Below are 15,890 nucleotides of genomic sequence, written 5' to 3' on the forward strand. Positions count from 1 at the left end.
GGGAATCGCTTTTCCAGGTGATTTGTTAGCCTGGGTGTGGCACCGGCTCGATCCAAGCCCCCGGGCCCAACCTTAGTCGCTTCGAGCGACCACTTGCCGCGAGGCGAGCATGGCGGGCCGGTGTCGTCAACTGAAGAAGAGGCCCGCGTCACCTTCCGGTGGCGCGGGCCTCTTCGCGTTCCGGGGAGGGGTTCCGCTGCGCCCCACTCTCTCGTATGGTGGAAATCAGTTTCCGCGCTGCGACAGTCATTAACGGCTACTCGTCGGTAGGTGCGAATATCGGAAGGCGTGTCCGCTGCCGAGAGGTGCCGGGCCGCATAGCAATGAAGCTAAGGAAAGTGAAGGACTCGGCCATGGCAACGGCGCCCAGCGTCTCGTACTCGATGACGGTCAGGCTGGAGGTGCCCGCGAGCGGCACCGCGGTCTCCCAGCTCACCACGGCCGTGGAGTCCTCCGGCGGTTCGGTCACCGGCCTCGACGTGACCGCTTCCGGCCACGAGAAGCTGCGGATCGACGTCACGATCGCCGCCTCCTCCACCGCGCACGCCGACGAGATCGTCAAGGGGCTGCGCGGCATCGAGGGCGTCGTGCTCGGCAAGGTCTCCGACCGTACGTTCCTCATGCACCTCGGCGGCAAGATCGAGATGGCGTCCAAGCACCCCATCCGCAACCGCGACGACCTCTCGATGATCTACACCCCCGGCGTGGCCCGGGTCTGCATGGCGATCGCCGAGAATCCCGAGGACGCCCGCCGCCTCACCATCAAGCGCAACTCCGTCGCAGTCGTGACGGACGGCTCCGCGGTGCTCGGCCTCGGCAACATCGGCCCGAAGGCCGCGCTGCCCGTCATGGAGGGCAAGGCGGCCCTCTTCAAGCGCTTCGCCGGCATCGACGCGTGGCCGATCTGCCTGGACACCCAGGACACCGACGCCATCGTCGAGGTCGTCAAGGCCATCGCGCCCGGCTTCGCGGGGATCAACCTGGAGGACATCTCCGCGCCGCGCTGCTTCGAGATCGAGGCCCGGCTGCGCGAGGCCCTGGACATCCCCGTCTTCCACGACGACCAGCACGGCACGGCGATCGTCGTCCTGGCCTCGCTGACCAACGCGCTGCGCGTGGTGGGCAAGGCGATCGGGGACGTGCGGGTCGTCATGTCCGGCGCCGGAGCGGCCGGTACGGCCATCCTGAAGCTCCTCATCGCCGCGGGCGTCAAGCACGCCGTCGTCGCCGACATCCACGGCGTCGTGCACTCCGGCCGCGAGGACCTGCGCTCCGCCGACCCGGACTCGCCGCTCTGCTGGATCGCGGACAACACCAACCCGGAGAACATCACCGGCACCCTCAAGGAGGCCGTCGTCGGCGCCGACGTCTTCATCGGCGTCTCCGCCCCCAACGTGCTGGACGGGGACGACGTGGCGGCCATGGCGGACGGCGCCATCGTGTTCGCGCTCGCGAATCCGGACCCCGAGGTGGACCCGGCGATCGCCCGCCGCACCGCCGCCGTCGTGGCCACCGGCCGCTCGGACTTCCCGAACCAGATCAACAACGTGCTGGTCTTCCCCGGCGTCTTCCGGGGCCTGCTCGACGCCCAGTCGCGCACGGTCAACACGGACATGATGCTCGCCGCCGCGCGCGCCCTGGCCGGCGTGGTCGCCGAGGACGAGGTGAACGCGAACTACATCATCCCGTCGGTCTTCAACGACAAGGTCGCCGGAGCGGTCGCCGGGGCCGTGCGGGACGCCGCGCGGGCCGCCGGAGCCACTGTGACGGCGCCCACGTCCGTCTGACTACGGCGCGTCGCGGGTCGCGGCGCCCCAAACGCCCCTTTAGGGTGGGCGGGCGACGCGTCCCGCAGAGCCCCGCACCCTTGCGGACGGCTCTGGGGTAGTCGACGGGACGTCACCACGACGAGGCGGTGGTGCTGTTCGCGCGGCTCCCGGAGGGTGCCGGATTGGCTTTCCCGCCGCAGGTGGGGGCAGGATGCTTCCTCAAGGACTACGTCCAGGGGAGACCCCACAGGGCGCGAGGTCTACCGGACCCTCTCAAGGGCGGACCCGGGTACGGGGACTGTCCGAGGGCCCTGGCAGCATCGGCTTCGATCTCACGCCTCACAGGCAAGAAGAACACGGGAGTAACAACATGAACCGCAGTGAGCTGGTGGCCGCCCTGGCCGACCGTGCCGAGGTGACCCGCAAGGACGCCGACGCCGTGCTGGCCGCTCTCGCCGAGACCGTCGGTGAGGTCGTCGCCAAGGGCGACGAGAAGGTCACCATCCCCGGTTTCCTGACCTTCGAGCGCACCCACCGTGCCGCTCGCACCGCTCGTAACCCGCAGACCGGCGACCCGATCAACATCCCGGCCGGCTACAGCGTGAAGGTCTCCGCGGGCTCCAAGCTCAAGGAAGCCGCCAAGGGCAAGTAAGACCCCTGGGCACGACGGAGGGCGGCCACCCCACCCGGGGTGGCCGCCCTCCGGCATTCGGCCCGTCGGCGGCCGCTCAGGCCGCTCGGCCGGTCAGACCAGCGAGCCGCCCGGCAGCTCCACCTTCGCGCCCAGCTTCTCCAGCTTGTCCATGAAGTTCTCGTAGCCCCGGTTGATCAGGTCGATGCCGTGCACCCGGGAGGTGCCCTGGGCCGCGAGGGCGGCGATCAGGTACGAGAAGCCGCCGCGCAGGTCCGGGATGACCAGGTCCGCGCCCTGGAGCTTCGTGGGGCCCGACACGACCGCGGAGTGCAGGAAGTTGCGCTGGCCGAAACGGCAGTCCGAGCCGCCCAGGCACTCGCGGTAGAGCTGGATGTGCGCGCCCATCTGGTTCAGCGCGGAGGTGAAGCCGAGCCGGGACTCGTACACCGTCTCGTGGACGATGGAGAGGCCCGCGGCCTGTGTCAGCGCGACGACCAGCGGCTGCTGCCAGTCCGTCTGGAAGCCGGGGTGCACGTCCGTCTCTAGCGCGATGGCGTTGAGCGCGCCGCCCGGGTGCCAGAAGCGGATGCCCTCGTCGTCGATCTCGAAGGCGCCGCCGACCTTGCGGTAGGTGTTCAGGAACGTCATCATCGAGCGCTGCTGGGCGCCCCGGACGTAGATGTTGCCCTCGGTCGCCAGTGCGGCGGACGCCCAGGAGGCGGCCTCCAGGCGGTCCGGGAGGGCGCGGTGGGTGTAGCCGTCGAGGCGGTCCACGCCGGTGATCCGGATGGTCCGGTCGGTGTCCATCGAGATGATCGCGCCCATTTTCTGCAGGACGCAGATCAGGTCCTCGATCTCCGGCTCCACGGCCGCGTTGGACAGCTCCGTGACGCCCTCGGCCAGCACCGCGGTCAGCAGCACCTGCTCGGTGGAGCCCACCGAGGGGTACGGCAGCCGGATCTTGGTGCCGCGCAGCCGCTGCGGGGCCTCCAGGTACTGCCCGTCCGCCCGCTTCTCGATCGTCGCCCCGAACTGGCGCAGCACGTCGAAGTGGAAGTCGATCGGCCGGCCGCCGATGTCGCAGCCGCCGAGCCCCGGGATGAACGCGTGGCCCAGCCGGTGCAGCAGCGGACCGCAGAACAGGATCGGGATGCGCGAGGAACCCGCGTGCGCGTCGATGTCGGCGACGTTGGCGCTCTCGACGTGCGTGGGGTCCAGGACCAGCTCGCCCGGCTCCTCGCCGGGGCGGACCGTCACGCCGTGCAGCTGGAGCAGCCCGCGCACCACGCGTACGTCGCGGATGTCGGGCACGTTGCGCAGCCGGCTGGGCCCGCTGCCGAGCAGCGCGGCGACCATCGCCTTGGGCACCAGGTTCTTGGCGCCTCGGACGCGGATCTCGCCCTCCAGCGGGGTTCCGCCGTGGACAAGCAGGACATCGTCTGTGCCGGTCATGAATCTCGCGTTCCGGAGTGGTCGGGCAGGGGGCCAAACGAAAGAGTAATGGCCCCGCACCCCCGTTCCGTAGGGGAACGGGTGGTGTACGAACGTCGCGGATCCGCCACAGCACGCTCTGCTGTACGAGACTTGCGGAGGGTCACCGTCCGGATCGCCGGTCCGGCCGTGCGCTCCTCGTGCACCCGTGCGCCCTGAGCTGCGCTCGGGCACCGAGCGCGACGACCGTGTCACTTGGCCCCCGCCACGGCCCGGGATGCGGGATCATTTCTGCCATGACCGAGGTGTCCTCGCTCACAGGGCGGCTGCTCGTGGCCGCGCCCGCCCTGGCGGACCCGAACTTCGACCGCGCGGTCGTGCTGCTCCTCGACCACGACGAGGAGGGCTCCCTCGGCGTGGTCCTCAACCGGCCCACGCCGGTGGGCGTCGTGGACATCCTGACGGCCTGGGCCGGGCTGACCGGTGAGCCGGAGGTCGTCTTCCAGGGCGGGCCGGTCTCGCTGGACTCCGCCCTCGGGGTCGCGGTGATCCCGGGCGCCGAGGGGCCCCTCGGCTGGCGCCGGGTGTACGGGGCGATCGGCCTGGTCGACCTGGAGGCGCCGCCCGAGCTGCTGGCGGCGGCCGTGGGCTCGCTGCGGATCTTCGCGGGGTACGCGGGCTGGGGGCCGGGACAGCTGGAGCGCGAGCTGTCCGAGGGCGCCTGGTACGTGGTGGAATCGGAGCCCGGTGACGTGTCCTCGCCACGCCCGGAGGGCCTGTGGCGTGCGGTCCTGCGCCGACAGCGCAGCGAACTGGCCATGATCGCCACGTATCCGGACGACCCTTCGCTGAACTGATGTCCCGTTCTTCAGTACGCTTGGCGGTTATGAGCACTCTTGAGCCCGAGCGCGGGGCAGGTACCGGAACCCTCGTGGAGCCGACACCACAGGTGTCGAACGGCGACGGCGACCACGAGCGCTACGCCCATTACGTCCAGAAGGACAAGATCATGGCGAGTGCCCTGGAGGGCACCCCCGTGGTCGCACTGTGCGGCAAGGTCTGGGTGCCGGGGCGCGACCCCAAGAAGTACCCGGTCTGCCCGATGTGCAAGGAGATCTACGAGTCCATGGGCGCCGGCGGCGACAAGGGCAAGGGCGACAAGGACAAGAAGTAGTGGCCACCGGTACGGCCCGCAGCTGAAGGTCCGGGAGACCCCCGGGGCGCGCATCCGCGTGCCCCGGGGGTCTTTCGCATGCCGTTGCACGGGGTGCTCCGGCAGGTCACGGAGTGGTGCAGACGTGGTGCAGACCACTTGTCGCCGCCCTGGTCCGGGCCGCGGCGCTCGTCCTGGCGGGCCTCACCGCCACCGCCTGCGCGCCGCAGACCTTCGACACCGGAGCCAAGGGCGACGAGAAGACCGGCACACTGCGTGTCTGGCTGTGACGGTCAGTCTGGCTGCCTCTGGTTCTCGATGTACTCCTTGACCTCGGCGAGCGGTGCATCGCCTGCGGAGGCGGCGAGGTAGGACGGCGACCAGAAGTGTTCGCCGCACAGGTGCTTGTGGATGTGGTCGGCGTGTTCCTTGCGCAGGTAGTGCGCGGAGACGCCTTTGAGGGAGCCGACCAGGGCGGAGAGTTTGACCTGGGGCGGGTAGTGGACCAGGAGACGAACGTGGTCGCGTTCGCCGTTGAACTCGCGCAGCTCGGCGTTGGCCTTGGCGCACACCTCCCGCATGATCTCCTCGCACCTGGTCAGGATCTCGTCGGTGAAGACACCGCGCCGGTACTTCGGTACGAAGACCAGATGCGCGTGGAGGGTATGGACGACGCTGCGGCCCCTGCGGATGTCCGGGTTTGATTCCCATCTCGGTGACATAGACACGATGCTACGGTGAGCCGCATGAAGTTAGTGGTGCAGGTCAAGCTCATGCCGTCGCCCGAGGTGGCGTCGGCGCTTGAGGCGACCCTGCGCACGGCCAACGATGCGGCGAACTGGCTTTCCGGCGAGGCGCACCGGCGGGGCGAGACCTCGCGTAGGGCGTTGCAGGGCTTCGCCTACCACGACCTCAAGACGCGGGGACTGTCGGCTCAGCCCGCGCTGCACGTGCTGCGGAAGGTCGCCGATGCCTACACCACCCTGCGGGCGAACATCCGGGCGGGAAACCTCGGCAAGCCGGGCTCGAAGCGCCGGGCCAGGGCCGAGTCCAAGCCGATCGCCTTCCGGCCCGATGCCGCGCAGCCGTACGACGACCGGTGTCTGTCCTGGCAGGTGGACGAGCAGACCGTGTCCGTCTGGACCACGGCCGGGCGCGTGCGCGGGGTGCGGTTCGCCTGTTCCGAGCAGGCCCGCAAGCTCCTGGCCGCGCACCGCAAGGGCGAATCCGATCTCGTGCACCGTGACGGTGTGTGGTTCCTGATCGCCACGTGCGAGGTCCCCGAGGCCGAGCAGTACGAGCCGACAGACTTCCTCGGCGTGGACCTCGGCATCGTCAACATCGCCACCACGTCCGACGGGAAGATCCACGCCGGACGTGAGCTGAACCGCTACCGCAAGCGTCAGCTGGCCCTGCGGGCCAAGCTCCAGAAGAGGGGCACCAGGTCCGCCAAGCGGCTCCTCAAGCGGCAGCGCCGCAAGGAGCAGCGCAAGGCGACCGAGACCAACCACATCATCGCCAAGCGCATCGTGACCGAGGCTGAACGCACCGGACGCGGAATCGGCATGGAAGACCTTGCCGGTATCCGCCAACGGGTACGGCTCCGCAAGCCCCAACGGGTCGCGCTGCACTCCTGGGCCTTCGCCCAGCTCGGACAGTTCGTGGAGTACAAGGCGCGCCGTGCCGGAGTGCCCGTCCTGTTCGTCGATCCCGCCTACACCTCCCGCATGTGCGCGGAGTGCGGGCACACAGACAAGCTGAACCGTGTCTCTCAGGGACGGTTCGCATGCCGGTCGTGCGGATTCGTTGATCACGCCGACCGCAATGGCTCCCGCAACGTCCGCGCACGAGCGCTGGAGTTGTGGCGAAGCGGGGCGGAGTCACACGCCCCTGCACCCGCTTAGGGTGCTGGACGGAGGAGCCCACCCGGCAGCCAGTCGGGCCCTACCTCCAAGCCTGGCCCTTCAGGGCCGGGTAGTTGGCACCCGACGAGAACGACTGGGGCGGGATCATGGCAGCCTCGACGGTGATGACCGTGCCCGTGCTGGTCTTCTTCGTACTCGTACAGCGACGCCTGGTCTCCGGACTCGGCGGAGCGGTTAAGGACTGACGTCATGAACATGGATCTGATCCCGGCCCCCGCGCGCGCCGGTGACCAGGGGTGCTGCGGATTCCTGCTCGACGCGTCCACCACCATCGCGGCGGCCCCCGGCACCGAGACCACCGAGCGCTGGCTGCGCGCCACCCTCGGCGCGGCCTTCGGCGTGCCGCTCGCACCGGGCGCCGAGGACGCGGAGCGGTCCATCCGGCTGCGCATCGACGAGACCCTGCCCGCCGAGGGCTACCGGCTCACCACCTTGCCCGACGAGAGCGTCGCCCTCACCGGCGGCAGCCCCGCCGGGGTGTTCTGGGGCGCCCAGACCCTGCGCCAGCTGCTGGGCCCCGAGGCGTTCCGCCGGGCACCCGTGGGCGAGGCCGCCGTCCACGGCTTCGGGTTCACCGACATCGAGGACGCGCCCCGCTTCGGCTGGCGCGGCCTGATGCTCGACGTGGCACGGCACTTCCTGCCCAAGGACGACGTCCTGCGCTACCTCGACCTGCTCGCCGCCCACAAGCTGAACGTCTTCCACTTCCACCTCAGCGACGACCAGGGCTGGCGCGTCGAGATCAAGCGGTACCCCCGCCTGACCGAGGTGGGCGCCTGGCGTCCCCGTACCAAGTACGGACACCGGGCCTCCGAGCTCTGGGACGAGACCCCGCACGGCGGCTACTACACCCAGGACGACATCCGCGAGATCGTCGCCTACGCCGCGGCCCGGCACATCCGGGTCGTCCCCGAGATCGACATCCCCGGCCACTCGCAGGCCGCGATCAGCGCCTACCCGGAGCTCGGCAACACCGACGTCATCGACACCTCGGCGCTCGGCGTCTGGGACGACTGGGGCGTCACACCGAACGTTCTGGCCCCCACCGACCACGTCCTGCGGTTCTACGAGGGCGTCTTCGAGGAGCTCCTCGCACTCTTCCCGCCGGAGACCTCGCCGTTCGTCCACGTCGGCGGCGACGAGTGCCCCAAGGACCAGTGGAGGCAGTCGCCCGCCGCCCAGGCCCGTATCAAGGAACTCGGCCTGGCGGACGAGGACGAGCTCCAGTCCTGGTTCATCCGCCACTTCGACACCTGGCTCACCGGGCGCGGCCGCCGCCTCATCGGCTGGGACGAGATCCTGGAGGGCGGCCTCGCACCCGGCGCCGCCGTCTCCTCCTGGCGCGGTTACGCGGGCGGCATCGCGGCGGCCGAGGCCGGGCACGACGTGGTCATGTGCCCGGAGCAGCAGGTCTATCTGGACCACCGTCAGCACGGCGGCCCCGACGAGCCGATGCCCATCGGCTACGTGCGCACCCTGGAGGACGTCTACCGCTTTGAACCCGTGCCGCCGTCCCTGAGCGAGGAGGCGGCCCGGCACGTCCTCGGCGCCCAGGCCAACGCCTGGTCCGAGGTCATGCAGAACCGGGCCCGCGTCGACTACCAGGTCTTCCCCCGCCTCGCCGCCTTCGCCGAGGTCGCCTGGTCGGCCCTCCCCGCCCCGGACGAACGGGACTTCGCCGGATTCGAGCGCCGCATGACCGCCCACTACGCCCGGCTCGACGCCCTCGGCGTCGGCTACCGGCCGCCGTCCGGACCGCTGCCCTGGCAGCAGCGCCCCGGCATCCTCGGACGCCCGATCGAGGGGGCACCCCCGAACGTGTGAGCCCGCCCCCGACCCGCTCTCCCGCCACCACGGTCCCTGCGACCGTGGTGGCGGCGGCGTTTCCCGACTGCCGCCCCTGGCAAGGGAGAAAGCCGTACGGAGATGCGTAAGACCGGCAAAGGGTGCTCACCGCCGAACCGGCGAGAAAACGGGACTATTACCCTGAACATTGACGGATACACCCTTCGCGGACCTGCGCGTCGGGCCGGTCCGAACATGTGCCAGAGTTGCCACGTCCGGGCTTCGAGCACGTACCGTACGGCGAAACGGGCGGGAGCGCCGGGACACCGGGAAGGGGCAGCTGGGTTGACCACGCACGCACCGCAGGCGACGCAGTCCGTGACGCTGCCTGCCTCGCTGGACGAGGCGGTGGCGGCACTCGGCGCCATGCCGGCCGCCGTCCCCGTGGCAGGCGGCACGGACCTGATGTCGGCCGTCAACAAGGGGCTCCTGCGCCCCTCCGGTCTGGTCGGACTCGGCCGGATCAGCGAGCTGCGCGGCTGGCACTACCAGGACGGCCACGCCCTCCTGGGCGCCGGCCTGACCCACGCCCGCATGGGGCGGCCCGACTTCGCCGCCCTCATCCCCGCGCTCGCCGCCTCCGCCCGCGCCGCGGGCCCCCCGCAGATCCGCAACGCCGGCACGCTCGGCGGCAACATCGCGAGCGCCGCCCCGACCGGTGACACGCTCCCGGTGCTCGCCGCGCTGGAGGCCGAACTCGTCATCGCCGGACCCGGCGGCGCCCGCCGCGAGATCCCCGTCTCCCATCTGCTGGCCGGCCGCGAGATGCTGGAGCCCGCCGAGCTGATCGGCTTCGTCCGGGTGCCCCTGCTGCACGCCCCGCAGGTGTTCCTCAAGGCCACCGGCCGCACCGGCCCGGGCCGCGCCACCGCCTCCGTCGCGATCGTCCTCGACCCGGCCAGGCGCGGGGTGCGCTGCGCGGTCGGGGCCATCGCGCCGATGCCGTTGCGCCCGCTGGAGGCGGAGCGCTGGATCGCCTCGCTGATCGACTGGGACGGGGCGCGCGGCCTCGCCCCCGACGCGCTGGCCGCCTTCGGCGAGTACGTCGCGGCCGCCTGCATCCCGGACCAGGAACCACCCGCCGACGGGGGAGAGGCACCACCGCTGCCCCCCGCCGTACTGCACCTGCGGCGCACCGTCGCCGCGCTCGCCCGACGCGCGCTGGGGAGGGCACTGTCGTGAGCAAGGAGAACCCCGCCGAGCAGCAGCACGGCGGCTGGCAGCCGACCCCGCAGAGCGATTACGACGGCGACGCGACGGCCTTCGTCCAGCTGCCGCCGGAGGACCTGGCGGACATCCCGCTGGCCGCACCCGGCCACGGCTACACCCCGCCGATGATCCTGCCGCTGACCCCCGCCGCCGACCGCGACCCGGCGGCCGCCGGCAACTGGACCGTCCGGCCCCCGGAGCAGCAGCCCGGACCGCCCGCGCCCGACGCGGTGCACTGGCCCGACCCGAACCAGCAGTCCGGCTACGGCTATCCGCACCCCGAGGACCAGCAGCCCACCGGCTCGTACCAGCAGCCGTACGGTACGGGCCCGGCCGACACGGGCCAGTGGGCGGTGGACACCTCGTCCTGGCCGGCCCCGGCCGCCCCGCTCTCCGACGACTCCGGCGAGCTGTACACCCCGCCCCCCGTCGCCGACTGGTACGCGGACCGCCCGGCCACGCTGCCGGGCGGCGCCCCGGCCCCGTGGGCGGTGCCGGACGCGGCCGAGGCCGCGGAGCCGGAGGCGGGCGACCCCGCCGATGCTCCGGCCGACGCGCGGACGGACGTCCAGGCCGACGCCGCGGGTGACGCGCGGACGGACGTCCAGGTCGGAGGCCCCGCCGACGCGCCGACCGGCGCTCCCGCCGAGAGCGCTCCCGAGGCGGCGGAGCCGGCCGACGCCGAGCAACCCGCGCCGGAGGCCGACGCCCTCGCGGACGCGCCCCACACCGAGCTCGCCTCCGCGCCCGCCGCCGAGCCGGCCGCAGAGGCTGTGCCGGAGCCGCGGGCGCCCGAGGCGGAGGACGCCGTCCCGCCCGCGGAGGCGCCCGAGGCCCCGGCCCCGGAGGGGCCCCCGCTGCCCAGCGAGCACCCCGCCGCCTCGTACGTGCTGCACGTCAACGGCGTCGACCGGCCCGTCACGGACGCCTGGATCGGCGAGTCCCTGCTCTACGTGCTGCGCGAGCGCCTCGGCCTCGCCGGCGCCAAGGACGGCTGCTCGCAGGGCGAGTGCGGGGCGTGCAACGTCCAGGTGGACGGGCGGCTCGTCGCCTCCTGTCTGGTCCCGGCCGCCACGACCGCCGGCAGCGAGGTCCGTACGGTCGAGGGCTTGGCCGTCGACGGGGAACCGTCCGACGTGCAGCGGGCGCTGGCGGACTGCGGCGCCGTCCAGTGCGGCTTCTGCATCCCCGGCATGGCGATGACCGTCCACGACCTCCTGGAGGGCAACCACCGCCCCAGCGAGCTGGAGACCCGCCGGGCCCTGTGCGGCAACCTCTGCCGCTGCTCCGGCTACCGGGGCGTCCTGGACGCGGTCAACGAGGTCATCGCGGGCCGCGAGGCCGCCGCCGAGGAGACCGGGTCCGGCGAGCCGGCGGAGCCCCGCATCCCGCACCAGGCGGCGCCGGGCGCCGGTAGTGTGCAGGCCCACCAGCAGGACGGAGGCATGGCGTGAGCAACGACGCGGCCGGCGCCACCCCCACGACGATCAGCATCCCGTCGCCGGCCGGCCCGGGCGGACCCGAGGCCGAGCAGCCGCGGCTCGGCATCGGCGCCTCGCTGCCGCCGGCCGACGCCCGCGCCAAGACCGAGGGCACCTTCCCGTACGCCGCCGACCTGTGGGCCGAGGGCCTGCTCTGGGCGGCCGTCCTGCGCTCCCCGCACGCCCACGCCCGCATCGTCTCCATCGACACCTCGGCCGCCGCCGAGATGCCCGGGGTGCGCGCGGTCGTCACCCACGAGGACGTCCCGGGCGAGGCGCTGTACGGCCGCAAGGTCGTGGACCGCCCCGTCTTCGCCTCCGACCTGGTCCGCCACCACGGCGAGCCGATCGCCGCCGTCGCCGCCGACCACCCCGACACCGCCCGGCTCGCCGCCGCCGCGATCGCCGTCGCGTACGAGGTGCTGGACCCGGTCACCGACCCGGAGAAGGCGTTCGAGGCCGAGCCCCTGCACCCCGACGGCAACCTCATCCGCCACATCCCGCTGCGCTACGGCGACCCGGAGGCGGCCGGCGAGGTCGTCGTGGACGGGCTGTACCGCATCGGCCGCCAGGACCCCGCCCCGATCGGCGCGGAGGCCGGGCTCGCCGTGCCCCGCCCGGACGGCGGCGTGGAGCTGTACACCGCGTCCACGGACCCGCACACCGACCGCGACCTGGCCGCCGCCTGCTTCGGCCTCGAACCGGAGCGGGTCAAGGTCGTCGTCACCGGAGTGCCCGGCGCGACCGGCGACCGCGAGGACCCCGCCTTCCAGCTGCCGCTGGGCCTGCTCGCCCTGCGCACCGGCTGCCCGGTCAAGCTGGCCGCCACCCGCGAGGAGTCCTTCCTCGGCCACGCCCACCGCCACCCGTCCCTGCTGCGCTACCGCCACCACGCGGACGCGGAGGGCCGCCTGGTCAAGGTGGAGGCCCAGATCCTGCTGGACGCGGGCGCCTACGCGGACGCCTCCTCGGAGTCGCTGGCCGCCGCGGTCGCCTTCGCCTGCGGCCCGTACGTCGTCCCGCACGCCTTCATCGAGGGCTGGGCCGTCCGTACGAACAACCCGCCCTCCGGCCACGTCCGGGGCGAGGGCGCGATGCAGGTCTGCGCCGCCTACGAGGGCCAGATGGACAAGCTGGCCGCGAAGCTGGGGATCGACCCGGCCGAGCTGCGCCTGCGTAACGTGCTGGCGACCGGCGACATCCTGCCGACCGGGCAGACCGTGACCTGCCCCGCGCCCGTCGCCGAACTGCTCACCGCCGTCCGGGACCACCCGCTGCCCGCCCTGCCCAAGGACGCCCCGGAGGACGACTGGCTGCTGCCGGGCGGACCCGAGGGCGCGGGCGAACCGGGCGCGGTGCGGCGCGGCGTCGGGTACGCGCTGGGCATGGTCCACATGCTGGGCGCGGAGGGCGCCGACGAGGTGTCCACGGCCACGGTCCGGGTCCACGACTCGGTCGCCACCGTCATCTGCGCCGCCGTCGAGACGGGCCAGGGCTTCTCCACGCTGGCCCGGCAGGTCGTCCAGGAGACCCTGGGGGTCGAGGAGGTGCACGTCGCCTCCGTCGACACCGACCAGCCGCCCGCGGGCCCGGCCACGCACGGCCGCCACACCTGGGTCTCCGCCGGTGCCGTCGAACGCGCCGCGAAGATGGTCCGCACCCAGCTCCTCCAGCCCCTGGCGCACCAGTTCGGGATGTCCACGGAGCTGCTCCAGATCACGGACGGCAAGATCACCTCGTACGACGGGGTGCTCTCCACCACCGTGTCGGAGGCGCTGGACGGCAAGGAGCTGTGGGCCACCGCGCAGTGCCGCCCGCACCCCACCGAGCCGCTGGACGAGTCGGGGCAGGGCGATGCCTTCGTGGGCATGGCGTTCTGCGCGGTCCGCGCGGTGGTGGACGTCGACATCGAGCTGGGCTCGGTCCGGGTGGTCGAGATGGCCGTCGCCCAGGACGTCGGCCGCGTCCTCAACCCGTCCCAGCTGGCGACCCGGATCGAGGCGGGCGTCACCCAGGGCATCGGCGCCGCCCTCACCGAGAACCTCCGCACCGCCCGCGGCCTGGTCCGCCACCCGGACCTCACCGGCTACGCCCTGCCGACCTCGCTGGACGCGCCGGAGATCCGGATCGTCAAGCTGGTCGAGGAACGGGACGTCGTCGCCCCGTTCGGCGCGAAGCCCGCGTCGGCGGTCCCGGTCGTGACCTCCCCGGCCGCGGTGGCGGCGGCGGTCCGCGCGGCGACCGGCCGCCCGGTCAACCGCCTCCCGATCCGCCCCCAGGCGGCGGTCGCGGCCCCGAAGGGCTGACCGCGGGGCCTTTCCCGTACCTCCGCCCCCCGGTGGTCCGAGACCGCACCGTACTGACCCCGAACGCGACAGCGCCCGCCCCTCGGAGTGAGGGGCGGGCGGTTGCATGGAGACCGTGACCGGATTCGAACCGGTGTAACTCGAGTTGCAGTCGAGCCCCTGAGCCTCTCGGGCACACGGTCCTGCGTGGTGTCGCTGTACCGACCCTAGGGCCGGGCGGAGGGGCGCTCAAGGGTTTCGGGGGGTGTGCAACGCGACCGCCATACGCCGTTCACGATCGCGGTGCAGGCCCTAGTAGGGGGTGTCCGGCGGACCTTGCCGGAGGGGTGTCCGGCGGATCTTGCCGGAGAGGCCCTGACCCATCGGGCACCGGCTCCGGGGGCGCCGGTTGGGAGCGTTCGGTGTCGGAAGCGCCGGAGGTCGCCGTGGCTGCGAGGCCGAGGAGGACGGCGGCCACCACGCCGGCGATGAACCAGCCGGACGGGCCGTTCTTGCCGAGGTGGGTGGCCAGGAGTGGGGTGGCGCCGCCCAGGACGGCGCTGGTCAGTGCGTAGGGGAGGCCGATGCCCAGGGCGCGTACGCGGGGCGGGAAGATCTCGGCGAGCAGGGCGGGCAGGACCGTGGTGACGCAGACCAGGTAGACCACGCCACTGCCGTAGGCGAGTAGCAGACTGGTGAACCGGCCGGTCATGGCGAGGTAGGCCCAGGAGCCCCCGGTGGCGAAGAGCAGGCTCGCCACGACCAGCAGCCGCCGTGGCCCGACCCGGTCGGCGAGCAGGCCGATCGGCACCTGGAGCAGGATCATCACGGCGGTGGCGCAGACCACGACCCAGAACATCGTCCCGTCCGGAGCCAGCCGCTGCCCCATCGCCGGTATCACCGAGGTCCAGGTGCCGCCGACGGTCGCCATCCCGGCCACCAGCAGGACGGAGCGCAGGACCTGCTGCCGGTGGGTGCGCAGGACCTCGCGCAGCGGGCTGCGGTCCTGACGGGAGCTCACCTCGCGCCGGAAGACCTCGCTCTCGGTGATCCGGCTCCGCAGCGCCAGCAGGACCAGCCCGAGCACGCCGCCGATCAGGAACGGCACCCGCCAGCCCCAGGTCTCCATCGCCCCGGGACCCAGCAGGCCGGTCAGCATGCCGCCGAGCATCGCGGCGGTGAACGCGCCTGCGGCGGTGGTGAGCGAGAACAGGCTGCCGTAGAGCCCCCTGCGGCGAGGCGGGGCCAGTTCCATCAGGTACGCCGCCGCGGCGGGCCACTCACCGCCGGAGGAGATGCCCTGGGCGAGCCGGGCGCAGAGCAGCAGCACCGGGGCGAGGATTCCGACCTGCTGGTACGTCGGGGCGCTCCCGATCAGGACCGAACCGGCCGTCATCAGGAGAATCGCCAGCAGCAGCGCCGGCTTGCGGCCCCGGCGGTCCGCCAGCCGGCCCAGCAGCACGCCGCCGAGCGGCCTGGCCAGCACGCCCACCCCGAGCACCGCGAAGGCACCCAGCAGCGAGGTGGTCGGATTGGCGGAGGGGAAGAACCGCTCCGCGAAGAGCGGGGCGAACAGACCGTACGCCAGCCAGTCGAAGGATTCCACGAAGTTCCCGACCACGGTCGCGGTGACGGCACGGCGACGCAATCGCACGGCCTCGGGCGAAGGGGCGGGCAGGGGGTGGAGCGTGGGGTGGAGCGGGCTGGTCTCGGTGTGCGGCATGGGTGGGCTACTCCCGACGCGGACGGTGTGAGGGCTCATGGTTCCGGGCCTCGCGTCCTGCGCCTTCTTCTCGATTGCTCTCTCCCCGCCGCCGCGCATCCCGGTCCACCGACCGGGTCCCGGGGAGGGAACGGCGTGGCCCGGGTTCCGACGGAGCGGCAGCAGCCGGCTGAGGGCGATGAGGAGCGCCCAGCGAGCGGGAAGGCGTTTCCGCCGAAGAAGCGGACCTCCCGGGACGCGCTCGGCACCCTTCGACAGTGGACGGGGCTCCGCAGAAGCGGGGGTCGCTGGGCCTGGTGGTGCCTGACCATGCCGGTGCCGGGCAATCTCCGCGCGTCTCCGCTGCCGTCTGTGCGCCGGCAGGTCCGCCGGACAGTGCCTAGGTCCAACGGCCGAGCGCAGGAGCGACCACCGACAGGGTTCATCAGGCATTTC

General features: G+C 72.5%; 13 protein-coding genes, 1 tRNA gene and 1 pseudogene. 11 read left to right on the forward strand and 4 right to left on the reverse strand.

The genetic code is table 11. The features are described from left to right. Positions 1-353: 353 nt before the first annotated feature. Entirely contained in the window at positions 354-1,787 is a 1,434-nt protein-coding gene (locus OG867_RS20455; protein ID WP_328900410.1) for an NAD-dependent malic enzyme, read from the forward strand. 352 nt (positions 1,788-2,139) lie between these two features. Further along, on the forward strand, positions 2,140-2,421 hold the full coding sequence (locus tag OG867_RS20460) for an HU family DNA-binding protein (RefSeq protein ID WP_017237029.1): 282 nt from the start codon (positions 2,140-2,142) through the stop codon (positions 2,419-2,421). A gap of 93 nt (positions 2,422-2,514) precedes the next feature. On the opposite strand, the gene murA is transcribed toward OG867_RS20460, so the two are convergent. After that, positions 2,515-3,855 (reverse strand): UDP-N-acetylglucosamine 1-carboxyvinyltransferase, encoded by a 1,341-nt coding sequence (murA, locus tag OG867_RS20465; protein WP_018100785.1) that lies wholly within the window; start codon positions 3,853-3,855, stop codon positions 2,515-2,517. 275 nt (positions 3,856-4,130) lie between these two features. Here murA and OG867_RS20470 point away from each other — a divergent pair, with 275 nt between their 5' ends. The 3 genes from OG867_RS20470 to OG867_RS20480 all read left to right on the forward strand — a co-directional run bounded on the left by OG867_RS20470 (position 4,131) and on the right by OG867_RS20480 (position 5,277). Further along, a complete protein-coding gene (locus OG867_RS20470; protein WP_406287302.1) occupies positions 4,131-4,691 on the forward strand; it encodes a YqgE/AlgH family protein in 561 nt (186 codons plus the stop codon). A 29-nt stretch (positions 4,692-4,720) separates the two neighbouring features. After that, positions 4,721-5,008: a DUF3039 domain-containing protein gene (locus OG867_RS20475; protein WP_161211408.1), complete on the forward strand. Its 288-nt coding sequence runs from the start codon at positions 4,721-4,723 to the stop codon at positions 5,006-5,008. Between the two features lie 113 nt (positions 5,009-5,121). Beyond that, complete coding sequence (locus tag OG867_RS20480) at positions 5,122-5,277, forward strand: hypothetical protein (RefSeq protein WP_406291263.1); 156 nt, start codon at positions 5,122-5,124, stop codon at positions 5,275-5,277. Between the two features lie 3 nt (positions 5,278-5,280). Here the strand turns inward: OG867_RS20480 and tnpA are convergent, their stop codons facing one another. Beyond that, positions 5,281-5,709 (reverse strand): IS200/IS605 family transposase, encoded by a 429-nt coding sequence (gene tnpA / locus OG867_RS20485; protein ID WP_406287306.1) that lies wholly within the window; start codon positions 5,707-5,709, stop codon positions 5,281-5,283. A gap of 24 nt (positions 5,710-5,733) precedes the next feature. Here tnpA and OG867_RS20490 point away from each other — a divergent pair, with 24 nt between their 5' ends. From OG867_RS20490 to OG867_RS20515, 6 genes and pseudogenes are all read left to right on the forward strand, one after another. Beyond that, positions 5,734-6,891 carry an RNA-guided endonuclease InsQ/TnpB family protein gene (locus OG867_RS20490; RefSeq protein ID WP_406287309.1) on the forward strand — a complete coding sequence of 386 codons (1,158 nt, stop codon included), beginning with the start codon at positions 5,734-5,736 and terminating at the stop codon, positions 6,889-6,891. 80 nt (positions 6,892-6,971) lie between these two features. Then, positions 6,972-7,097: pseudogene (locus OG867_RS20495) on the forward strand (carbohydrate ABC transporter permease); the annotation flags it as partial. A 4-nt stretch (positions 7,098-7,101) separates the two neighbouring features. Next, a complete protein-coding gene (locus OG867_RS20500; RefSeq protein WP_406287311.1) occupies positions 7,102-8,736 on the forward strand; it encodes a beta-N-acetylhexosaminidase in 1,635 nt (544 codons plus the stop codon). A gap of 306 nt (positions 8,737-9,042) precedes the next feature. Next, complete coding sequence (locus tag OG867_RS20505; protein WP_406287314.1) at positions 9,043-9,939, forward strand: FAD binding domain-containing protein; 897 nt, start codon at positions 9,043-9,045, stop codon at positions 9,937-9,939. Next, positions 9,936-11,420: a 2Fe-2S iron-sulfur cluster-binding protein gene (locus OG867_RS20510; protein ID WP_406287316.1), complete on the forward strand. Its 1,485-nt coding sequence runs from the start codon at positions 9,936-9,938 to the stop codon at positions 11,418-11,420. The genes OG867_RS20505 and OG867_RS20510 overlap by 4 nt, the downstream gene beginning before the upstream one ends. After that, positions 11,417-13,753, forward strand: a complete 2,337-nt coding sequence (locus OG867_RS20515) for a xanthine dehydrogenase family protein molybdopterin-binding subunit (protein ID WP_406287318.1) — start codon at positions 11,417-11,419, stop codon at positions 13,751-13,753. The genes OG867_RS20510 and OG867_RS20515 overlap by 4 nt, the downstream gene beginning before the upstream one ends. A gap of 107 nt (positions 13,754-13,860) precedes the next feature. Here OG867_RS20515 and OG867_RS20520 read toward each other — a convergent pair. Both OG867_RS20520 and OG867_RS20525 read right to left on the reverse strand, forming a co-directional pair. Then, positions 13,861-13,935, reverse strand: a tRNA-Cys gene (locus tag OG867_RS20520). 89 nt (positions 13,936-14,024) lie between these two features. Then, positions 14,025-15,455 (reverse strand): MFS transporter, encoded by a 1,431-nt coding sequence (locus OG867_RS20525; RefSeq protein ID WP_406287320.1) that lies wholly within the window; start codon positions 15,453-15,455, stop codon positions 14,025-14,027. Positions 15,456-15,890 lie beyond the last annotated feature (435 nt).

The organism is Streptomyces sp. NBC_00209 (assembly GCF_045206345.1).
Lineage (GTDB): Bacteria > Actinomycetota > Actinomycetes > Streptomycetales > Streptomycetaceae > Streptomyces.